The sequence below is a fragment of the Nonomuraea mesophila genome (assembly GCF_004352805.1).
GTDB classification, from domain to species: Bacteria; Actinomycetota; Actinomycetes; order Streptosporangiales; family Streptosporangiaceae; genus Nonomuraea; species Nonomuraea longispora.
On sequence record NZ_SMLD01000001.1, the window covers coordinates 58054 to 76313 of the forward strand.

The window sequence follows — 18260 nt, forward strand, 5'->3', positions numbered from 1 at the left end:
CGGTGGCCGAGGAGTTCGGCCGGGTGCTGGCGGCCTACACGGGCACGCCTCGGGTGCTCGACCTGGTCAGGCTCTGGACGGCAGTGGTCCCGGTGCTGGAGCGCGCCGACGGTGCCGCAACGGACCTGCGGCCGGGCTGGCTGGTGTCGGCCTGCGTGGCGATGAGCCGCGAGGAGAACCTGCGCGAGGGGTTGCCCCGGTTGCTGGCGCTGGCCGCGGTCAGCGCCGGGCACCTGGCCCGCTCCATGCGCCGCCATTACGGCTGCACTCCGGTGGCATTCGTGGTCGGGCGCAGGCTGGAACACGCCGCCCTGCTGCTGACCACGACGACGGAGGGCATCGGGCGGATCGCCCAGCGCTGCGGGTTCTCCGGTCAGTCGTATTTCGGCCGGCTCTTCCAGCGGAAGTACGGGATGGCGCCGCGTGACTATCGGGAGGCGGCGCGGCGGGCGGTGGTCCCCGCCGCTATGGACACCCGGCGACCCGGCCATCGCGGAGATCAGCGAGGCCGCGGGCAACGGCGAGCACCGGCTGGTCAACCGCTATTTCGAGGCCACGCCGCCGCCCGTGCTGACGGCCGCGCTCGACGGGTTCGGCAAGTTCATCACCCAGCCCGGCTCGTACAAGGAGGTCCTGGAGACCATCCAGCAGGCCGCCGACGAGTACTGGAGCACCCATCAGCCAGGCTGACCGCGTGGTCACATCGTCGCGGCCGTCCGCTGCGAGTGGCGGGCGGGGGTCTCCTCCCGTCGGGGTCAGGAGATGCGTACCATCGCGCGGCTGTTGTGCAAGATCCGGAAGCGTCCGTCGGCTCCCGGGTCGAGGAAGACGACCTCCTGGCGCTCCCCGTCGTCCCGCCCGATCTCGACGAAGCGGGAGCCGCCGAGTGCGGCCAGCGTCGCGACGGGGTTCGTGACCAGGGATTCGACGTAGCTGGAGCGCGGGATCGTGGTCATCGTCAGGACGTTCCGCCCGTCATGGCCGATCCTGATGGTGGCCGGCCCCATGTCGAAGTCGCCGACGTACGGGCGGGGGTCGAGAGGCGTCCCGGACTCCGGAGGACTCGCCGGAGTGGGGGCGCGCACGCCGGCCAGCTCGTTCAGCAGCGGATGGACGAGGTCGGCGTGGAGGGCGTCGGCGGCGCCGCCGTTGGTGAGCAGGGCGACGGCCACGTCCGCTCCGGGGACCATGCGCAGGTAGGCCTTCTGCCCGATCGTCGCCCCCGCGTGGCCGGTGACCGTGCCGCCGTCCCAGTCGTGCACCTCCATGCCCAGCCCGTACGAGCGGGGAAAGGGGGACAGCGGCGGCGGCGTCACCTGCGGCGTGCTCATCACCTCGACGGCGGCGCGCGAGAGCAGGCGCGTCCCGTCGGGGGCGAGCCCGTGGTTCAGGTGCAGGCGCGCGAACTCCAGCAGGTCCGAGGCGCTCATGGCCAGCCCGCCGGCCGGATCTAGCGCGCGCGGGAGCGACCAGAAGGGGGCGGGGCCCGTCTCGACGTGGCCGACCGCGGCGCGGTGCATGAGCGCCTGCTCCGGCAGGGTGACGACGGTTCCCAGCCCGAGCGGCCCGGCCAGTCGACGCTGGATTGCCTCGCCCCAGGGGTCCTCCCGCAACACCTCGACCAGGCGGCCGAGGACGACGAAACCGGCGTTGTTGTACGAGAACAGCGCGCCGGGTTCGGTCACCTTGGGCGCGTCCGACAGATTGGCGACGAGGGCGGCCACGGCGTCGTCGTTCCTGCCGTAGTCGCCGAGGTCCTCTCCCGGGAATCCCGCGGTGTGCGTCAGCAGGTGGCGAGGGGTGACGGCCGCGGCGGCGGGCTCGTCGGCGAGCGCGAACTCCGGGAGGTGGTCGCGGATCGGCCGGTCGAGGTCCAGCCGCCCCTCGTCCACGAGCTGCATGACGAGCGTGGCCGTCCACGTCTTGGTGACGGATCCGATCTGGAAGACCGAGCCGGGGGTGGTTTCGACACCGGTGCGGGTGTTGAGGATGCCCACGGCCGCCTCGGCGACAGCCCCGCCGTGCAGGACCGCGAGTGCGGCGCCCGGCACGCGATGCCGGCCGGCCAGTGTGGCGAGGCGCTCGCGCAGGTCTGAAGCGGTGATGGTCATGGCGATTCCTCCAGGTCTATTGGTCTCATATTTAAGACCATAGCCAAAAATGGAGTCAATGGAGCGCTACGATTCGCGCGAGGACGATCGGAGGATGCCCGTGAGCGATGTCGGTGTGCTGCACCCGGTCCGGATCCGGGTGGCGCAGATCCTGGCCCTCGGCCCCCGCACCGGGACACAACTGCGCCAGGCGTTGCCGGACGTCCCGTACAGCAGCCTCTACCGGCACATCCGGTGGCTGGTGGACGCGGGCGTCGTCCGCGTCGTCGGCGAGCGCAAGGTGCGGGGAGCGGTCGAGCACACGTACGAGCTGGACGAGCGCGCCGTTCAGGGCGCGGTGCCCGACCCCGCGGGGTTGTCGACCGGCGACCACGAGCGGGCGGTGACCGCGTTCGTCACGGGCCTGATGGCGCAGGCGCACGCCTATCTGGAGGGCGACCCGGACGATCCGGTCGCGGAAGGGCTGACCTACACGTCCCTCCACGTATGGGTGGACGACGACGAGCTGGCCCGGCTCCGCGCGCGCCTGCGCGACCTGATCGACCCCCTCGCGCACGCCACCCCCGGGCCGGGACGGCGGCAGATCACTCTCGGCGTGGTCGCGATCCCGCGGCCGGGCGGCGCGGAGCCCGCGGACCCTACGGCGCGGTGAGCGGTTCGGCCTCGTACGCCTCGTGCAGCACCTTCACGAAGGACGGCGCCGCGGGCAGGGACGCGGCGCCGATCCGGTGCACGGCCAGGCCCGGCGTCCACTAGTTCAGCACCACCGCGCCCGCCAGCGACGGCAGGTCCGCGAGCCCGACCTCCTCGACGCGCTGGGGCACGCCGAGGCGGTCGAGCTGCCTGCGTACGATGCCCATCGTGGTCCCCACCAGCATCTCCGCCTCGGGCCACACCACCCCTGAGCCGTCCCAGAAGGCGAGGTTCCAGATAGAGCCCTCGCTGAGCCGCCCCCGCCGATCGACGAAGGCGGCGTCGTCGAAGCCGCGGGCGACGGCCTGGCGGAGGTAGTACGTCTTGGCCGCCTCCCCGACCTGCTTGACGGCCGGCAGGAACCGTTCGTGCTCGAAGGCCGCCAGGGAGAGCGGGCCCGCCGGGCCGGTCGCGGCGGGCCCGGTGCGTACGAGCAGCTCCGGCTCCTCCTCGGCCGACGCCACGGTGAAGTCTCCGGCCGGGGAGTACACCGTGGCCCGCAAGGACAGGTCCGCCGGGCCCGCCCGGAGAGCCGCCCGCAGGCAGGCGCGTACGCGGTCGTCGGGCACGGCCCGGCCGAACAGCTCCAGCGAGGCGGAGCGCAGCCGTTCCAGGTGGAGGTCGAGCCCCCGCACCAGGCCGCCGCGCACCTGCATGGCGGTGAAGTGGGCGTAGCCGGCGAAGGCGAGCGGCGCCAGGTCGCCGGCGCTCGCCGCGTGGCCGTCGCGGTGGACAACGAAGGAAGACATACGTCGCTCCAGCATGCTCAACAGGTGGAATGTCCGTGACAACGGCGACGTTAGGGCCTCACATCGATGGAAAGGTCAACCCGCATGCTGATCGGTGAGTTGTCCCGGCGCACCGGGGTCAGCACCCGCCTGCTGCGCTACTACGAGGCTCAGGGGTTGCTCGACAGTGGCCGCGGCACGAACGGCTACCGTCACTTCGACGAGGATTCCGTGGTCACCGTGCGGCAGGTGCGCGCCCTGCTGAGGGCCGGACTGTCCACCGAGGTGATCCGGTCGGTGCTGCCGTGCGCGCGGGGCGAGCGTCCCGACATCGAGTGGTGCGCCGAGTTGTGGGACATCCTGAACGGCGAACTGGCGACCATGGACCGGCGCATCGACGATCTGCAGAACAGCCGCGACACTCTCGCCGGGTTCCTGGCACGGTCCTGAGTCGTCAGGCGGCCCGTGCCGCGGTGACCAGCATCGCGGTGTAGTGCATCGTGAAGGCGCCGCCCACCGCGTCGATCGCGGCGCCCATGCCCGACAGCACCTCGTCCAGTTTGGCGGCCGGGAGCCGGTTGTTGCCTCCGTGCGTGGAGGATTGGTCCAGCCATTCGTCCCGGGTGTAGGTGTGCTCCCACGCGAAGTGCCACCGTTCCGGTTCGCCGAACGCGCCGGTCTGGCGCATCCCGTCCGTGGCCGTGTCGCACATCGCGCCGTAGGGGTCCTCGGGGGGCTTGGCGGCCGGCATCTCGGGCAGCGCCCGGCGATAGACGGCGGTGAAGGCCTCCTGCAGGTCGGGCGGAGGCTGGAACGCGTTCCAGAACAGCGCCAGCCGTCCTCCGGGACGCAGCACCCGCGCGGCCTTGGCGGCGCCCGCGACCGGGTCGACCCAGTGCCAGGCCTGCGCGGCGGCGACCGTGTCGAAGGTGCGGCCCGCCGGGTCCCAGTCCTCGAACGTCGACACCTCGGTCTTGACCCCGGTCTGCCTGGCCAGGTCGGCCATGCGCGGGTCTGGCTCGACGCCGAGCACCTGGCATCCGGCGGCCTGGAACTGGCGGGCGGCGATGCCGGTGCCGCTGCCGACGTCGAGCAGGCGCGGCCCGGGGCCGGCGGCGACGATCCGCTCGACCAGGGCGTCGGGGTAGCGGGGGCGGGTGCGGTCGTAGCGCTCGGCGTTGGTGCCGAACGACTCCGCGACCTGGCGAAGCCGATGGGGCTGGTTGCCTTGCGTCGATGAAGTGGGCATGCGCCCACATTAGTGGGCATGTGCCCACTCGGCTAGCCTGGAGGTTCCGGTTACGCTGATGGAGGAACGCACGGTGCCGACTGGGGTGGCCCTGCGCGACGTGCGCGACCAGCTGTTCAACGCCGCCGAACGCGTCCTGCTCCGGGCCGGTCCCAGCGGGCTGACCAGCCGGGCGGTCACCACCGAGGCCGGTTGCGCCAAGGGCGTCCTGCACCGGCACTTCGACGACTTCGACGCCTTCCTCGCCGAGCTCGTGCTCGACCGCATCGGCCGCATCGAGGCTCAGGGGCTCGCCCTGCTGGGCTCCGCCGGCACCGGCACCGTCGCCGGCAACCTCACCGCAGCGCTGAGCGGCGTGTTCGAGTCGGTCGCCGTGGCCATCGTCGGCCTCATCACCTTCCGCGACGAGCTGCGCGCCCGCCTGCGCGGGACCCGGCCGGCGGGGATCCCGCTCCTGGCCGAGGCCACCGAGATGATCGCCTCCTACCTCGCCGTCGAGGTCGAGCTGGGCCGCATCGCGGTGGACGCCGACGTCGACACGCTCGCGCTCACGCTCGTCGGGGCCGCGCACCTGCTCTACGCCGGCAGGGAGGGCTCCCCGCCCGAGCCCGCCGCCGTCGAGAAGGTCGTGACCACGGTCATCGCCGACGTCGTGCAGAGACGGTTGCTCTGAGGCCGTCCCTGCACGACATCGGCGAGACGGCTGCTCCGAGGCCGTTCAGCCGGCGTCGGGCACGTACGTCAGGTTGAGCACGCCGGTCCGGAAGGTCTCCGACTTGACCAGCTTCAGCGGGTGGGTCGGGGTGTCCTCGAACAACCGCTGGCCGTGGCCGACGGCGATCGGGTGGACGAGCAGGTTGAGCTCGTCGAGCAGCCTGTTGGCCAGCAGCCATCGTACGGTCGTCGCCGAGCCGGACATGTGGATGTCGCCGCCGCCGATCTCCTCCTTGAGCTCCCGCAGCCTCGCTGCGACGTCGCCGGAGACGATGGTGGTGTTGGCCCAGTCGGCCTTCTCCAGGCTGCCGGACACGACGTATTTACGGGTGCCGGTGAACAGGGCGGCCACTTCCTGCTCGGCCTCCGCCGACGTCCAGTAGGCGGACCACTCGTCGTACAGCCTGCGGCCCATCAGCATCGCCGCAGCGCTCTGCATGCTCGCCTGGACCGCGTCGCCCATCTCGTCGTTCCAGTACGGGAAGTGCCACTGGTCCGGCGACTCGACCACGCCGTCCAGGGAGATGAAGAAGCTCGAAATGATCCTGGCCATCGCTGGGCTCCCTAGGAGTTGTCAGGGGGTGGCGCTCATGCACCGACGTGAACGGTATGCGGGCGCCGCGCTCACGTCTTGTACAGAAGCGACAGGGGCTCGTCCGGGGCAGGGGTGCTCAGCTGCGTGGCGGTCCGCCCGACGTAGCGGGTCAGTGACCGCGCCAGATGCGGCTGGTCGAAGTAGCCGAGCCGGTGGATCACCTCATGAACAGGAGTGCCGTCCTGGATCAGCAGCGCCGCCTCCCTGGCGCGGGTGATGCGCTGGACGGCGCCGCGGGTGAGGCCGGTGGCCGTCACGAACCGCCGCTGGACGGTGCGTTCCGACACCTCCGGTGTGGCGCCGCGGAGCACCGCGGTGACGATCGGGTCGCGGTCCAGCACCGCCTCACGCACCATCCGCCGTACGAACTCCTCGGCGTTGTCGTAGCCGGGCATCCGCCAGGTGGAGCCCTTCAGCCAGAACGACCCGCGCGTCGCGCCGGGGATCTCCACGGCCCCGTCGACGAGCAGGCGGCCGGGAAGGTGGGGCATGGACGTGCCCAGCGAGAAGGTGATGCCGAAGAACGTCGCGTCCTCGGGCACGCCGGCGGCGCTCGCCGCCCTCTCGGGCCCCCGGACGGCCACGCTGACCTCGCCGCGGTGTTCCCAGAACACCAGCTCGTGGTACGGGGTCGCGATCGACGTCATGCGGGCGACGTCATGGCTGCTGCTGCGCCACACCCGCTCGATGTACGGCGAGTCGGACGACCGGCTCTCGATGTGCAATCCCATCCGAGTCAGCTCCCTCCGCCGAAAAAAAGACACGTTGAGCAGGCAGTCTGCCACGGATCTCGCTGAAGGCGCAGGGGCTCGCGGGCCGCCGGCTCTTCCACAACTGACAGTTATTATATAAGCGCTGTTACAATGACTTCATGGCTGATTCCGACCCCACCCGCGAGAGCCTCTGGCGGCCGCTGCGGGCCCTGCAGGCATCGATGGACGCCGACATCGCCCGGCTCTACTCCGAGAAACAGATCGACGGCCTCAAGCCGAGCTTCGTGATGGAGTTGCTCCGGCTCGACGCCCTGGGCCCGATGACCATCACCGAACTGGCCGAGTCGGTCGGACGGACCCACTCGGCGCTCAGCCAGAAGGTGGCCGCCATGCGCGAGGCAGGCTGGGTCCAGACCGTGACCGGCGACGACGCGCGCAGCAAGAAGGTTACGCTCACCGACCACGCCCGCGCGGTCGTCGGCCGCCTCGCGGCGGAGTGGCGGGCCACCGAGGCGGCCCTCGCCGACATCGAGGCCGAGATCCCCTACCCGCTCACCCGGGTGGTCGCCGACATCGAGCAGGCCCTGGCCCGCAAGAGCTTCCACGAGCGCATCGCCGAGAAACTGGCGCAGGACCCCGCGTGGCAGTGACGGGCTCGTCCGGTCAGGCCTGAGGGCCGCGGGGCAGGCCGGCGGTGTACGCCGCCCAGTCCGCCGGGTGCGCCATCCCCTTGCGCACGGGCACCTTCCGGGCCCCGCCCGCCTCGTCGACCACGATGCGATTGCCCTCCAGGCGCGGGCTCCCGCCCGCGGGGATGGGGAATCTGCGTTCGGCCGGCCCGATCGGCGCGGCGAGAACGATGGCCTGCGGCTCGACCCGGAAATACGGCCGCCGCAAGTAGACGACGCCCAGCCCGGCGACGATCAGTCCGACGATGATCGTCGGGCTGAACGCGCCGAGCAGGAAGAGCCAGAGTTGCAAAAGGACCAGGACAGAGCCCAGGATCAGGAACGTCCAGCCCAGCAGCGGGTTGTAGCGGATCTTCATGGAGGCGTGGTCCTTCGCCGGCGGACATGTGCGGGCTCACGATCTTTACCGCCGGCGGCCCCGGGAGGCAAGCAGGGGTTCCAACAGGACGTCCGAAGACCGCCAGCGCCCGTTCCCGGCCCGCCGCAAAGGTGGAGGTCATGAGCATCGTCGCCGACACGCACACCCGCATCGAGCCGAACATCCTCTACTTCGGCACCCCCGTGGTCCTCATCTCCTCCATGAACGAGGACGGCACCCCCAACCTGGCGCCCATGTCGTCGGCGTTCTGGCTGGGCTGGCGGGCGGTGCTCGGGCTGGCGGTGCGGGCCAAGACGGCGCAGAACCTGCTCAGAACCCGTGAGTGCGTGCTCAACCTCCCCTCCGACGCGCTCGCGCCGGCCGTCGACCGGCTGGCGCTGACCACCGGGTCCGACCCCGTGCCCGAGCGGAAGCACGCGCGCGGTTACCGGTACGTTGCGGACAAGTTCGGGCGGGCGGGGCTGACCACCGTCCCGTCCGAGACGGTGGAGCCTCCCCGGGTGGGCGAGTGCCCGGTCGCCATGGAAGCCGTCCTGGAGCGCCACCACCCCGTGGGCGACGACGGTGGGATCGTGGCGTTCGAGGTGCGGGTGCAGCGGGTCTGGGTGCACGAGGAGGTCCGCATGGCCGGCACGGACGACCGGGTCGACCCCGACGCCTGGCGCCCGCTCATCATGAGCTTCCAGAAGTTGTACGGGCTCGGCCCGCAGGTGCACCCGTCCACGCTCGCGCAAATCCCCGAGCGGCTCTACCGCAGCGCCGACCTAGAGCGGGCCCGCGCCGTCCAGCAGGGCCAGCCATGACCGGCCGGCGCACACCCGGTTGATCTCCTCGACCGCCAGCCACCCGGCCCCCGTCGCCTCCGACCCGGCGGGCGGCCGGGTCGGTGCGCCCAGGCCCGGGAGCGCGGCACGGAACATCACCATGTACGTCAGCGGCGGGTAACGGTAGCCGTCGGGCGCCGGGGCGAGCAGCTCGATGCGTTCCCAGGCGAAGACGGACAGCGCGGACGGGGAAAGGCGCAGGCCGGTCTCCTCGTACAGCTCGCGGACCGCGGCGTCGGCCGCCGTCTCGCCGGGTTCGAGGTGGCCGCCGGGGATGTCCCAGCCGCGCCCGTCCACGCGCGTCATGAGGGTCCTGCCCGTCCTGTCCGCCACGAACGCGAACGCGCACGTGGTCTGCTCCAGCGGCGGGACGGACGCGGAGCGCATCAGGTCCATGCGGTGCGCCACGGGGATGTAGGGGAGCGTGCCGGTCACGACCAGGTGAGTCATGCCTCCATGGTGCCCGCGATCAGACGCCCCGCCGCATGGCCCGGTTGCCCAGGTAGAGGCCGACGGCGGCCACCGCGCAGGCGGCGGCGGTGCCGTACAGGACGGACAGGCTCGCGAGGTCGCCGGCGAACAGCGCGCGCTGGGCGTCGACGATGTACGTGACCGGGTTGGCGTACCCGACGGCCTGCAACCAGGCGGGGGCGGTGTCCAGGGGGAGGAGCACGCCCGAGCACAGGAGCAGCGGGAACATGATCGACTGGCTGACGATGTAGAACAGGGTGCCGCCGGGCGCCGACTTGATGGCGAGGACGAACGAGAGGGCGCCCAGCCCCACCCCGAAGACCACCAGTTGCGCCAGGCCGGCCAGCACGCCCGCCGGATGGAGCTCGAAGCCCAGGGGCAGCGCCAGCACGATGATCAGTACCGCCTGGACCAGCAGGACGATCATCTCCTTCATGGTCCTGCCGACCAGCATCGCGGTGCGGTTGAGCGGGGTGACCATCATGCGCTCCATCGAGCCGCCGATCAGCTCGACCAGCAGCGTGTAGCCGGAGGCCATCGGGCCGGTCAGGCACATCATGACCAGGATGCCCGGCACGAACCACTGCCACGACGAGCCGACCGCCCCGTCCAGCAGCGACCCGAACAGGAACAGGAACAGCAGCGGCTGACCCATCTCGAAGAGCAGCCCGACGGGCTCGCGCAGGGACGGCTTGACCTCGCGCGAGAAGACGGTGGTGGTGTCACGCAGGAATGTCGTCATCGGTGAGGCTTCTCCCGGTAAGAGCGAGGAACACGTCGTCAAGGGTGGGGCGGGCGGTCTCCGCGGTGGTGACCTTGATGCCGGCGCCGTCCAGGGTGCGGAGATAGTCGGGCAGCGCGGCGGCGGCGTTGGGCACCTGGAGGCGTACGGTGGTGCCGGTCGCGGTCCCGTCGCCGATGCCGGCGGCCGTCCGCGCCTCCCGTTCGGTGCTCGTGGTGATGGTGATGTGGTCGCCGGCGAGGTCGTTCTTGAGCTGTTCTGCGGTGCCGTCCGCGATGATCCGCCCGCCGTCGATGATCACCACGCGCTCGGCCATGGTGTCGGCCTCCTCCAGGTAGTGCGTGGTGAGGAAGAGCGTCGTGCCGAACGTCTCCCGCAGCCGCAGGATGTGCTGCCAGATGTCGGCGCGGCTCTTGGGGTCGAGGCCGGTCGAGGGCTCGTCCAGGAAGAGCAGGTCGGGGCGGTGGATCAGGCCGAGCGCGATGTCCAGGCGGCGGCGCTGGCCGCCGGACAGGGTGCCGGGCTTGCGCCGGGCCAGTGGTGTGAGGTCGAGGAGGTCCAGCAGCTCGTCGGCGCGGGCGGCGGCGTCGCGGGTGCCGAGGCCGTAGCAGCGGCCCTGGGTGACGAGCTCGTCGCGGACGAGGAAGTTCTCGCCGGCGCTGTTCTTCTGGCCGACGTAGCCGATGCGGGAGCGGACGGCGGCCGGGTGCGAGCTCACGTCGTGGCCCGCCACCGTGGCGGTGCCGGAGGTGGGCGGCAGCAGGGTCGTGAGCATGCGCAGGGTGGTGGACTTCCCTGCGCCGTTGGGGCCGAGGAACGCCACGAGCCGGCCGGCCTCCACATCGAGATCGATGCCGGCGACGGCGGTGACGGTCTCCTTCTTGATTTTGAACTCTCGGGTCAGGCCCCGGGCGTGGATCATGGTCGGTCTCCTCCGGGCATGGCGAAGAAACCCCTGGTCGGGGCGGGGGTTGGGAACGAGACCAGTCTGCGGAGGGGAGACCTCTTTGGCAAACGCGAACATGACGTACACATACGGCGCTGACCTGCGAGAACGACGTACTCGACGTTCGCTCGGCGGAGGCCGGTTTCGGGGCTCTGAGGTGCGGTTATCCCGATGCCGGAGAAGATTTTTCGCGAAAGCGCCCTGGGACACCGCTTCTGGCAGCATGTCGGGTCATGGACAGGCTCACCGTCCTCGTGAACGGGCTGCCGGGAGCGGGGAAGAGCACGCTGGCCCGCGCGCTCGGCCGCGCACTCGGGTTGCCGGTCTTCTCCAAGGACGCCGTCAAGGAGACGCTGGCGGACGTCCTCCCCACGCCCGGCGGCGTGGAGCCGAGGGAGTGGAGCAGGCGCCTCGGGATGGCCGCGGGCGAGAGCCTGTGGACGTTGCTCGCGAGCTCGCCGCCCGGCGCGGTGCTGGAGAGCCCGTGGCTCGCGCCGTTGCGTCCCGTGGTGCTGGCCGGGCTCGGCCGTGCGGGGGTCGTGCCCGCCGAGGTGCGGGAGGTCTGGTGCGAGGTGCCGCCCGAGGTGGCGAGGAGCCGGTACGAGCGGCGCTCGCGGCACCCGATCCACCACGACGCCGAGGTCGATGACGAGCGGTGGCGGGAATGGTCGGCGGCGGCACGGCCGCTCGCGCTGGGGCCGGTCTATTCGGTCGATACGTCAAAGAGCGTGAATGTGGCTCGACTTGCGGATTTGTGTGCGGCTCCGCGAGTATCTCCGGGGTGAAACGTCTGTGGTTATCCATGGTGATCGCGGTGGCCGGGATGACGGGAGTCGCCGAGGCCGCCGGCGGAGTCCCCGGGGTCGACGTCAGCGACTGGACCGGTGACGTCGACTGGGAGAACGTGGCCCTGGGCGGCGGGAAGTTCGCGTTCGTGCAGGCCACCGAGGGCACCGACTACCGCAACCCGCGTTTCGACGGGCAGTTCGGCGGCGCCGCCGAGGCGGAGCTCTACCGCGGTGCCTATCACCTTGCGCAACCGCATGAATCCGATGGGACAGCTCAAGCCGACTATTTCCTCCAAAATGGCGGCGACTGGATCAGTGACGGCCAAACCCTGCCCGGAGTCCTCGATTTGGAGGACAACCCGTACAAAGACAAGAACGGCAAGAACTCCTGCTACGGCCTGTCCACGAAGGACATGGTCACCTGGATCAAGGACTTCACCGTCAGATACCGCCGGGCGACCGGCCGCCACGCGATCATCTACACCACGACGAGCTGGTGGCGGACCTGTACGGGCAACTCGGCCGCGTTCACGTCCAACCCCCTCTGGCTGGCCCGCTGGGGGAGCGATCCCGGGTCGCTGCCGAAGAGCTGGAAGCAGCACACGTTCTGGCAGTCGGCCCGGAAGGGCACACTTGCCGGCGGCGAGAACACGTTCAACGGCAGCGAGTCCCGGCTCAGGGCGCTGGCCAACCCGCCGGCCGAGGTGATGGTCTCGGGCGAGGCCGTGAGCAGGACGTCGTACAAGGTGGTCGTGACGAACACCGGCCCCTACCCGGTCAAGGACATCAAGGTGTCGGGGCGCGCGTTCGGCGGGCAGCGGGTGGTCGAGGCGCCGGCGTGCAAGTTCAGCGGTACGGCGGTGACGTGCCGGATCAAGGAGTTGCCGAAGGCGAAGAAGGTGCTGTTCGTGTTCACCACCAAGCCCAGGAAGCCGAAGGGCACGGTCGGCATGAACGTCACCGTCGGCTCGGTGAAACTCACCCTTAAATCCCGATAAGGCAGGATGTATCCCAAGACCCGGCTACAAGGGGTGTTGGGGTGAAGCGTCGGTTAGCGGTGGCGGTGGCGCTGATCCTGCTGACCGCCACGGCCTCGGTGCCGCTCGGCCTGTCCCTCCCGCCCAGGATCGTCCAGCTCGCCTACGAGATCGAGCGGTACGGCATCGCGTACGCCTGGGGCGGCGGCCACGCCGGCGAGCCGGGACCGTCGAAGGGCACCTGCAGGGGTTACCGGGGGAAGATCAAGCCGTGCCCGGCGGCCAGGACGCGCGGCCTCGACTGCTCGGGGCTGACCAGATGGGTGTACGCGCTGGCGCACGGCAGGGACGTGCTGGGCCCGGGCAACACCGACGCGCAGGTACGCAGGTTGCGCCGGGTGAGGTCCCCGAAGCCCGGGGACCTGGCATTCTTCGGAAAGATCACCAAAAAGACCGTCAAGACCCATCACGTCGGCATCTATCTAGGCAATGGAACGATGATGAACGCGCCCGAGACCGGGGCGATCGTGCGCGTCGACGACATCGCCGAGAAGAAGGACTTCGCCGGCTTCTACCGCTACCGCCCGCCACGTACCGGATCTCGCTGACCCATCCGGTATGCCGGTAACGCATGTGGCGGCCGGAAATTGAGAGACCCGACGGCTAGTGTGTGCCGCTATGGACAGGCGATGGATCGGCCTCGACGGCTACGAGGTCCTGCCGGCCATCCGGGCCGGCAGGCAGGTGCTGCGCGTGCGCAGGCACGGGTGCGTGATCGCCGACTGCACGTCGGTCGCGCAGGTGGCCAGGCTGATCGATCTGGCCGAGTTGTGCGAGGTGATCGAGCTGCCCGCGCATCGCCACGCGGAGGCCCCCGTGAGGGCCGGAACAAGTTCGCATCAGGGCTGAGCGCCGTGTATGGTTACACCTGTCCGCAGCGACGGACAGGCCCCTATAGCTCAGTCGGCAGAGCGTCTCCATGGTAAGGAGAAGGTCAACGGTTCGATTCCGTTTGGGGGCTCACAGTCTGAGCAGGAAAAACGCCCGGTCCGAGAGATCTCGGGGCCGGGCTTTTGTGATCGTCGGGGTGTTTTCGCGATGAACGCCGTCAACCCGTAAGCCGGGTAGGAACGAAGAACGTCTCCAGTTGGGCTCGCGCATGTCTCCTGACCGCCGGCAGGTGCGAGTACGCCCAGCCAGTTCCCACAGTGGTGGTTTGTTGCTTTGCTGCACTTAACGACCAAATGGCCCAAAGTGTCGCATGGGACTCGTTATCCTCACAGGGCTACAGATGCCGAAGGCGAGGAGAGGTAGAAACGCATGCGTACCAAGTTGGGTGCCGTTGTGAGTGCCGGGGTGCTCGCAGCCGGGATCATCTCCACGAGCGCTGCTCCCGCCAGTGCCGCCAGTGCCGCCAGCCCCTGTGGGAGCGGCTACAAGCTCGTGGGAGCCTACAACATCAACAAGGGCGGCCAGAAGTACGGCCTCCTCGAGATCCGGTGGAACGCCCGCACCGGAAAGAACTGTGCACTGGCCTACGGCTCCGGGTCGAACTACGGTCGGTCCGACTACAAGTCGGTGCGGATTCGTTCGTCCGACAAGAATTCCTGGGCCGACACCGACTGGGGCGACTTCTCGCGGTACGCGGGTCCTGTCTACGTCGCAGCCAAGAACAAGTGCATCGATGTGGCCGCCCACATCGAAGGCACGTCGGGGAAGAAGGGCTACGTGTACAAGCGTGACGTCCACTGCGGATGACCGGTGCGGCGCCGCGAGGCGCCAGGCGATGACGTAGTACGTCAGCCGTACCGCACGGTCGTGGACACCGGCTGGGCATCACGATGATCAGGTGTCCAGCCTGTTCCCGGGTCTCGCGGCCGGCGGGTGGATGCGGGGCGTCCGTTCCCGGGCACGTCCGTCGCACCGGATTTCGGTTCTGGGGGGTTCCTGGGGCATACTGGGGAGAGCCTGCCCGATGGAGCGAGTTGCCGATGTGCTCGCCACGTCGGGTATTCTCTACGATGGCCGGTGTCGTTGACCGGCTCAAGGCGGAGTAGCTCAGTCAGGCAGAGCAAACGGCTCATAATCGTTGTGTCGCCGGTTCAAGTCCGGCCTCCGCTACTGCCCATTCCCAGGTCGCCGACCTGGGCACGGGCGTGTCCATGTCCCGAACGTAGAAAGGCACTCCCAAGTGGCTGCCACCGACGTTAGGCCGAAGATCACGCTGGCCTGCCAGGAGTGCAAGCACCGCAACTACATCACGCGGAAGAACCGGCGCAACGACCCGGATCGGCTTGAGCTGAAGAAATACTGCCCTAACTGCCGCTGCCACCGCGCGCACCGCGAGACCCGCTAGGCTCGCACCGGGCAGGGCCATCGGCCCCCCTTATTCATCCGTTCCATCGCACAACCGGCGTCCCGTTCGCAGGGCGCCGGTTCGTCGTGTTCGCACCTCGGCAAAATCACGGCCATCTCCCGCGACAGCCGAACGTTGTTCTGTTACCGTCGCCCTCAGCAGCGCTCGGTCGGAGAGATGCGAGGAGCCACTGATGGCCTTGAACCGTGACTTCGTGGGCCGGAGCTATCCGCCCAGCGCCCCATACGAGGTCAGCCGGGTGAAGATCAGGGAGTTCGCCACCGCGATCGGCGACAACAACCCTCTCTACCGCGACAAGGAGGCCGCGCGGGCCGCCGGCTACCCCGACGTGATCGCGCCGCCCACGTTCCCCATCGCCTTCAGCCTGCAGAGCGGCAGCGAGGCCCTGGCCGACCCCGGTCTGGGGCTCAACTTCGCCATGGTCGTCCACGGCGAGCAGCGCTTCGAGTACGTACGTCCCGTCATCGCCGGCGACGAGTTGGTCACCACCGCGACGATCACCGACATCCGCACCGCCGGCAGCAACGAGTTGCTGACCGTGCGCAGCGACGTGACGACCGTCGAGGGCGAGCCCGTCTGCGTCACCTACAACACGATCGTCGAGCGCGGAGGGGCCGCCTGATGACCGCCACGGTGAAGTACGACCAGGTCGAGGTCGGCCAGGAGCTCCCGCCCGTCGACTACCGCGTGCGCCGCTCCAACCTCGTCATGTACGCCGGCGCCTCCGGCGACTTCAACCAGATCCACTGGAACGAGCGGTTCGCCAAGATGGTGGGGCTGCCCGACGTGATCGCGCACGGGATGTACACGATGGCGCAGGCCGGGCGGTTCGTCACGGACTGGGCGGGAGATCCGGGGGCGGTGGTCGACTTCGGCGTGCGGTTCTCGTCGATGGTGGTCGTGCCCGACGACGACCAGGGGGCCACGGTCACGGTCAGCGGCGTGATCGAGGAGAAGCTCGGGGACAAGCGCGTGGTCGTCGGGCTCGTCGCCAGGGCGGGCGACGCTCAGGTGTTGTCCAAGGCGCGTGCGGTGGTGCAGCTGTCGTGAACGCCGGCGGGCCGGCGATGATAAGTCGGCCTGCTTTCGGGTACTCCGTGACGGTATGTCTGAAGCCGCGCGAGAAGTCTGGCCCACGGTCCGATCGATCCCCGTCTCCGCCGTCACCGACGCCAGCCCGCCGGGACACCTCGGACCAGCCCGCGTCGAGGCCGTGGCGGGCAGCGGCGGCACCGGCCGCGACACCGCAGGCGGTTCGCCGGGTGGGCGGCGATCGACCGGGGTCGGTACGGCCGGGGCCAAGCCGGGCGGCACCCACGCTCGCCAGAACCCTGCCGCCGAGCTGGGTTTCTCCGGGGACCCCGGCCAGCACGGAGACGACGGCGACGGCATGCTGCACGCCCAGCGCACGTGGGACGCGTCGCTGGCCACCAGCCGCCTCGACGACCTCGGCGTCAACACCGAGCGGCAGCGCGTCGAGACCGCCGAGATCACCACGAGCGTGGGCCTGCTCGTGGACGGCCGGCCCGAGGACGTCCAGCGGTGTGTGCAGTCGCTGATGGACCACACGCGCGCCCGCGTGCTCGCCCTCGACCTGGGCAACGTCGACGGCGCCGGCAACGTGCTGGACGACCTGGCCCGCCGCCGGCCCGAGCGGATGGCCGTCTGGCACGTCGCCGAGCGGCCGCACTGGCGCGGCGGCACCGCCACCTGGGGCGAGAGCCGGGCCAAGCTGCTGCGGCTCGACGAGTCCGAGGTCCACGTCCTGATGGAGACGACCACCGTGCTGCGCGGCGACGCGCTGACCCCGCTGATCGCGGCCGTCGCCGAAGGCGCCGTCGCGGCCGGCTGGTGGGGGGCGGAACCGCTCGACGACGGTCGGAGCTGGCGCGAGGCGGGGCCGGGCCGGGTGCGAGCGCTCAGAGGGGACCTCATGGCGGTACGCAGGTCGGCGGCGATCGGGGCGCTTCCCGAGCACGCCCACCACGGCGCGAACGCCGACCTCGAGCTCTCCCTCGCCCTGCGCGGGACCCTGGTCGTGCCCCGCGACCGGCCGCCCGTGGAGCGCCACGACCGTGACGACCTGCCCGGCGACTACCTGGAGCGGGAGTCGCGCCACAACTACGACGGGGTGCTGCGCCTGCTGCGCGCCTCCGCCTGACGGGCGGAATGCGCCCCCACCGTGGCGCGGACGGCCCGTCGGTAAGCTGTGGGCCCATGGAGATGCTCGCGCCGTACACCACGTTGGGCCTGGGTGGGCCCGCCCGCGATTTCGCCGAGGCGTCCACGGCGGAGCAACTCGTCTCCCTGGTGGCCGAGGCCGACAGGAACGGCGTGCCCACCCTGGTGCTCGGCGGAGGCAGCAACATCGTGGTCGCCGACGAGGGGTTCGACGGGCTGGTGATCAAGGTCGCCACCCAGGGCGTGACCGTCTCGCGTGACGGCGAGCAGGTGCTGGTCACCGTCGAGGCGGGCGAGGACTGGGACCCGCTGGTCGCCCGAGCTGTGTCCGAGGGCTGGTCGGGCCTCGAGTGCATGTCCGGCATCCCGGGGCTGGTCGGCTCGACCCCCATCCAGAACGTCGGCGCGTACGGCCAGGAGGTCGCCCAGACGATCAGGTGTGTGCGCGCCTACGACCGGCTCACCCGGCAGGTGGTCGACCTGGAGGCGCGGCAGTGCGGCTTCTCCTACCGCGACAGTGTCTTCAAACGCGATCTGTCGCGGCACGTGGTGCTGGCGGTGACGTACGCGCTGGACGTCTCCGAGTCGTCGGGCCCGCTGGCGTACGCGGAGCTGGCAGGCCGGCTGGGGGCGGTGACGGGGAGCCGGGTGCCGCTCGCCCAGGCCCGTGAGGCGGTTCTGGAGCTGCGGCGGGGCAAGGGCATGGTGCTCGACCCCGCCGACCCCGACACGCGCAGCGTCGGCTCGTTCTTCACCAACCCGATCCTGACGGCCGAGCAGGCGCAGGCGCTGGCGGTGCGCGCTCCCGGCCATCCGCAGTGGGAGCTGCCCGGTGGCTCGGTCAAGGTGCCCGCCGCCTGGCTGATCGAACAGGCAGGATTCCCGAAGGGCTACGAGCTCGGGCCCGTACGCATCTCGACCAAGCACACGCTGGCGCTCACCAACCCCGCGGCGCGCGCCACGACGGCCGACCTGCTGGCGCTGGCCAGGCAGGTGCGCGACGGGGTGCGGGAGAAGTTCGGGGTCATGCTGGTCAACGAGCCGGTGCTGGTCGGCTGCGCCCTGGGGGAATAACGGGCGGAC

Annotated in this window: 26 protein-coding genes, 2 tRNA genes and 1 pseudogene; 19 read left to right on the top strand and 10 right to left on the bottom strand. The window is 70.3% G+C overall.

Features of this window, described 5'->3' with window-relative positions:
* Window positions 1-34 precede the first annotated feature (34 nt).
* Window positions 35-247, bottom strand: a complete 213-nt coding sequence (locus E1295_RS00325; RefSeq protein WP_132627591.1) for a hypothetical protein — start codon at window positions 245-247, stop codon at window positions 35-37.
* Here E1295_RS00325 and E1295_RS52340 point away from each other — a divergent pair.
* Together E1295_RS52340 and E1295_RS00335 are read left to right on the top strand one after the other, a co-directional pair.
* Window positions 246-392: pseudogene (locus E1295_RS52340) on the top strand (helix-turn-helix domain-containing protein); the annotation flags it as partial. The gene E1295_RS00325 and the pseudogene E1295_RS52340 overlap by 2 nt on opposite strands.
* 31 nt (window positions 393-423) lie before the next feature.
* Window positions 424-690, top strand: coding sequence for a hypothetical protein (locus E1295_RS00335; RefSeq protein WP_181957939.1), 267 nt, complete (start codon window positions 424-426; stop codon window positions 688-690).
* A gap of 65 nt (window positions 691-755) precedes the next feature.
* Here the strand turns inward: E1295_RS00335 and E1295_RS00340 are convergent, their stop codons facing one another.
* Window positions 756-2111 carry a serine hydrolase domain-containing protein gene (locus E1295_RS00340; protein WP_132627592.1) on the bottom strand — a complete coding sequence of 452 codons (1356 nt, stop codon included), beginning with the start codon at window positions 2109-2111 and terminating at the stop codon, window positions 756-758.
* Between the two features lie 100 nt (window positions 2112-2211).
* Here E1295_RS00340 and E1295_RS00345 point away from each other — a divergent pair, with 100 nt between their 5' ends.
* Window positions 2212-2763, top strand: coding sequence for a helix-turn-helix domain-containing protein (locus E1295_RS00345; RefSeq protein ID WP_166427010.1), 552 nt, complete (start codon window positions 2212-2214; stop codon window positions 2761-2763).
* Window positions 2764-2863: 100 nt separating this feature from the next.
* Here E1295_RS00345 and E1295_RS00350 read toward each other — a convergent pair whose 3' ends face one another.
* Window positions 2864-3553, bottom strand: a complete 690-nt coding sequence (locus tag E1295_RS00350) for an aminotransferase class IV family protein (RefSeq protein ID WP_246079744.1) — start codon at window positions 3551-3553, stop codon at window positions 2864-2866.
* An 84-nt stretch (window positions 3554-3637) separates the two neighbouring features.
* On the opposite strand from E1295_RS00350, the gene E1295_RS00355 reads away from it, so the two are divergent.
* Complete coding sequence (locus tag E1295_RS00355; protein WP_132627594.1) at window positions 3638-3982, top strand: MerR family transcriptional regulator; 345 nt, start codon at window positions 3638-3640, stop codon at window positions 3980-3982.
* Window positions 3983-3986: 4 nt separating this feature from the next.
* On the opposite strand, the gene E1295_RS00360 is transcribed toward E1295_RS00355, so the two are convergent.
* Window positions 3987-4781, bottom strand: a complete 795-nt coding sequence (locus tag E1295_RS00360) for a class I SAM-dependent methyltransferase (protein ID WP_132627595.1) — start codon at window positions 4779-4781, stop codon at window positions 3987-3989.
* Between the two features lie 73 nt (window positions 4782-4854).
* Between E1295_RS00360 and E1295_RS00365 the strand changes: the two genes are divergently transcribed.
* Entirely contained in the window at window positions 4855-5454 is a 600-nt protein-coding gene (locus E1295_RS00365) for a TetR/AcrR family transcriptional regulator (RefSeq protein WP_132627596.1), read from the top strand.
* Window positions 5455-5499: 45 nt separating this feature from the next.
* Here E1295_RS00365 and E1295_RS00370 read toward each other — a convergent pair whose 3' ends face one another.
* Complete coding sequence (locus tag E1295_RS00370) at window positions 5500-6048, bottom strand: dihydrofolate reductase family protein (RefSeq protein WP_132627597.1); 549 nt, start codon at window positions 6046-6048, stop codon at window positions 5500-5502.
* Between the two features lie 71 nt (window positions 6049-6119).
* Window positions 6120-6821, bottom strand: a complete 702-nt coding sequence (locus E1295_RS00375; protein WP_132627598.1) for a helix-turn-helix domain-containing protein — start codon at window positions 6819-6821, stop codon at window positions 6120-6122.
* Window positions 6822-6961: 140 nt separating this feature from the next.
* On the opposite strand from E1295_RS00375, the gene E1295_RS00380 reads away from it, so the two are divergent.
* Complete coding sequence (locus E1295_RS00380; RefSeq protein ID WP_132627599.1) at window positions 6962-7453, top strand: MarR family winged helix-turn-helix transcriptional regulator; 492 nt, start codon at window positions 6962-6964, stop codon at window positions 7451-7453.
* A 13-nt stretch (window positions 7454-7466) separates the two neighbouring features.
* Here the strand turns inward: E1295_RS00380 and E1295_RS00385 are convergent, their stop codons facing one another.
* A complete protein-coding gene (locus E1295_RS00385; RefSeq protein WP_132627600.1) occupies window positions 7467-7850 on the bottom strand; it encodes a hypothetical protein in 384 nt (127 codons plus the stop codon).
* 140 nt (window positions 7851-7990) lie between these two features.
* Here E1295_RS00385 and E1295_RS00390 point away from each other — a divergent pair, with 140 nt between their 5' ends.
* A complete protein-coding gene (locus tag E1295_RS00390) occupies window positions 7991-8674 on the top strand; it encodes a flavin reductase family protein (protein WP_132627601.1) in 684 nt (227 codons plus the stop codon).
* Here the strand turns inward: E1295_RS00390 and E1295_RS00395 are convergent.
* The 3 genes from E1295_RS00395 to E1295_RS00405 are packed head-to-tail and all read right to left on the bottom strand — an operon-like array spanning window position 8636 to window position 10830.
* On the bottom strand, window positions 8636-9145 hold the full coding sequence (locus tag E1295_RS00395; protein WP_132627602.1) for an NUDIX hydrolase: 510 nt from the start codon (window positions 9143-9145) through the stop codon (window positions 8636-8638). The genes E1295_RS00390 and E1295_RS00395 overlap by 39 nt on opposite strands.
* 19 nt (window positions 9146-9164) lie before the next feature.
* Window positions 9165-9908: an ABC transporter permease gene (locus E1295_RS00400; protein WP_132627603.1), complete on the bottom strand. Its 744-nt coding sequence runs from the start codon at window positions 9906-9908 to the stop codon at window positions 9165-9167.
* Window positions 9889-10830: an ATP-binding cassette domain-containing protein gene (locus tag E1295_RS00405; protein ID WP_132627604.1), complete on the bottom strand. Its 942-nt coding sequence runs from the start codon at window positions 10828-10830 to the stop codon at window positions 9889-9891. Before E1295_RS00405 ends, E1295_RS00400 begins: the two co-directional genes overlap by 20 nt.
* A 257-nt stretch (window positions 10831-11087) precedes the next feature.
* On the opposite strand from E1295_RS00405, the gene E1295_RS00410 reads away from it, so the two are divergent.
* The 12 genes from E1295_RS00410 to E1295_RS00465 all read left to right on the top strand — a co-directional run bounded on the left by E1295_RS00410 (window position 11088) and on the right by E1295_RS00465 (window position 18251).
* Entirely contained in the window at window positions 11088-11639 is a 552-nt protein-coding gene (locus E1295_RS00410; protein WP_132627605.1) for a P-loop nucleotide/nucleoside kinase family protein, read from the top strand.
* Window positions 11636-12640, top strand: coding sequence for a lysozyme (locus E1295_RS00415; protein ID WP_166427011.1), 1005 nt, complete (start codon window positions 11636-11638; stop codon window positions 12638-12640). The genes E1295_RS00410 and E1295_RS00415 overlap by 4 nt, the downstream gene beginning before the upstream one ends.
* A 41-nt stretch (window positions 12641-12681) precedes the next feature.
* On the top strand, window positions 12682-13227 hold the full coding sequence (locus tag E1295_RS00420) for a C40 family peptidase (protein ID WP_132627607.1): 546 nt from the start codon (window positions 12682-12684) through the stop codon (window positions 13225-13227).
* Window positions 13228-13297: 70 nt separating this feature from the next.
* Window positions 13298-13528: a transposase gene (locus E1295_RS00425; protein ID WP_132627608.1), complete on the top strand. Its 231-nt coding sequence runs from the start codon at window positions 13298-13300 to the stop codon at window positions 13526-13528.
* 39 nt (window positions 13529-13567) lie between these two features.
* A tRNA-Thr gene (locus E1295_RS00430) sits at window positions 13568-13640 on the top strand.
* A gap of 299 nt (window positions 13641-13939) precedes the next feature.
* On the top strand, window positions 13940-14377 hold the full coding sequence (locus E1295_RS00435) for a hypothetical protein (RefSeq protein WP_132627609.1): 438 nt from the start codon (window positions 13940-13942) through the stop codon (window positions 14375-14377).
* 289 nt (window positions 14378-14666) lie between these two features.
* Window positions 14667-14740: transfer RNA gene (locus E1295_RS00440), tRNA-Met, on the top strand.
* A 70-nt stretch (window positions 14741-14810) separates the two neighbouring features.
* A complete protein-coding gene (gene rpmG / locus E1295_RS00445; protein ID WP_019632658.1) occupies window positions 14811-14975 on the top strand; it encodes a 50S ribosomal protein L33 in 165 nt (54 codons plus the stop codon).
* 193 nt (window positions 14976-15168) lie between these two features.
* Entirely contained in the window at window positions 15169-15618 is a 450-nt protein-coding gene (locus tag E1295_RS00450) for a MaoC family dehydratase N-terminal domain-containing protein (protein ID WP_132627610.1), read from the top strand.
* A complete protein-coding gene (locus E1295_RS00455) occupies window positions 15618-16046 on the top strand; it encodes a MaoC family dehydratase (protein WP_132627611.1) in 429 nt (142 codons plus the stop codon). Before E1295_RS00450 ends, E1295_RS00455 begins: the two co-directional genes overlap by 1 nt.
* Window positions 16047-16101: 55 nt before the next feature.
* Window positions 16102-17157, top strand: a complete 1056-nt coding sequence (locus tag E1295_RS00460) for a hypothetical protein (protein WP_132627612.1) — start codon at window positions 16102-16104, stop codon at window positions 17155-17157.
* A 56-nt stretch (window positions 17158-17213) separates the two neighbouring features.
* Window positions 17214-18251, top strand: coding sequence for a UDP-N-acetylmuramate dehydrogenase (locus E1295_RS00465; RefSeq protein ID WP_132627613.1), 1038 nt, complete (start codon window positions 17214-17216; stop codon window positions 18249-18251).
* Window positions 18252-18260 lie beyond the last annotated feature (9 nt).

What these genes read in the sequence shown, in the direction of transcription:
- E1295_RS00325 (WP_132627591.1), bottom strand. Translation starts at nt 247, where the DNA reads ATGGAGCGGGCCAGGTGCCCGGCGCTGACCGCGGCCAGCGCCAGCAAC.
- E1295_RS00340 (WP_132627592.1), bottom strand. Translation starts at nt 2,111, where the DNA reads ATGACCATCACCGCTTCAGACCTGCGCGAGCGCCTCGCCACACTGGCC.
- E1295_RS00350 (WP_246079744.1), bottom strand. Translation starts at nt 3,553, where the DNA reads ATGTCTTCCTTCGTTGTCCACCGCGACGGCCACGCGGCGAGCGCCGGC.
- E1295_RS00355 (WP_132627594.1), top strand. Translation starts at nt 3,638, where the DNA reads ATGCTGATCGGTGAGTTGTCCCGGCGCACCGGGGTCAGCACCCGCCTG.
- E1295_RS00360 (WP_132627595.1), bottom strand. Translation starts at nt 4,781, where the DNA reads ATGCCCACTTCATCGACGCAAGGCAACCAGCCCCATCGGCTTCGCCAG.
- E1295_RS00370 (WP_132627597.1), bottom strand. Translation starts at nt 6,048, where the DNA reads ATGGCCAGGATCATTTCGAGCTTCTTCATCTCCCTGGACGGCGTGGTC.
- E1295_RS00375 (WP_132627598.1), bottom strand. Translation starts at nt 6,821, where the DNA reads ATGGGATTGCACATCGAGAGCCGGTCGTCCGACTCGCCGTACATCGAG.
- E1295_RS00380 (WP_132627599.1), top strand. Translation starts at nt 6,962, where the DNA reads ATGGCTGATTCCGACCCCACCCGCGAGAGCCTCTGGCGGCCGCTGCGG.
- E1295_RS00385 (WP_132627600.1), bottom strand. Translation starts at nt 7,850, where the DNA reads ATGAAGATCCGCTACAACCCGCTGCTGGGCTGGACGTTCCTGATCCTG.
- E1295_RS00390 (WP_132627601.1), top strand. Translation starts at nt 7,991, where the DNA reads ATGAGCATCGTCGCCGACACGCACACCCGCATCGAGCCGAACATCCTC.
- E1295_RS00395 (WP_132627602.1), bottom strand. Translation starts at nt 9,145, where the DNA reads ATGACTCACCTGGTCGTGACCGGCACGCTCCCCTACATCCCCGTGGCG.
- E1295_RS00400 (WP_132627603.1), bottom strand. Translation starts at nt 9,908, where the DNA reads ATGACGACATTCCTGCGTGACACCACCACCGTCTTCTCGCGCGAGGTC.
- E1295_RS00405 (WP_132627604.1), bottom strand. Translation starts at nt 10,830, where the DNA reads ATGATCCACGCCCGGGGCCTGACCCGAGAGTTCAAAATCAAGAAGGAG.
- E1295_RS00410 (WP_132627605.1), top strand. Translation starts at nt 11,088, where the DNA reads ATGGACAGGCTCACCGTCCTCGTGAACGGGCTGCCGGGAGCGGGGAAG.
- E1295_RS00425 (WP_132627608.1), top strand. Translation starts at nt 13,298, where the DNA reads ATGGACAGGCGATGGATCGGCCTCGACGGCTACGAGGTCCTGCCGGCC.
- E1295_RS00435 (WP_132627609.1), top strand. Translation starts at nt 13,940, where the DNA reads ATGCGTACCAAGTTGGGTGCCGTTGTGAGTGCCGGGGTGCTCGCAGCC.
- E1295_RS00450 (WP_132627610.1), top strand. Translation starts at nt 15,169, where the DNA reads ATGGCCTTGAACCGTGACTTCGTGGGCCGGAGCTATCCGCCCAGCGCC.
- E1295_RS00455 (WP_132627611.1), top strand. Translation starts at nt 15,618, where the DNA reads ATGACCGCCACGGTGAAGTACGACCAGGTCGAGGTCGGCCAGGAGCTC.
- E1295_RS00460 (WP_132627612.1), top strand. Translation starts at nt 16,102, where the DNA reads ATGTCTGAAGCCGCGCGAGAAGTCTGGCCCACGGTCCGATCGATCCCC.
- E1295_RS00465 (WP_132627613.1), top strand. Translation starts at nt 17,214, where the DNA reads ATGGAGATGCTCGCGCCGTACACCACGTTGGGCCTGGGTGGGCCCGCC.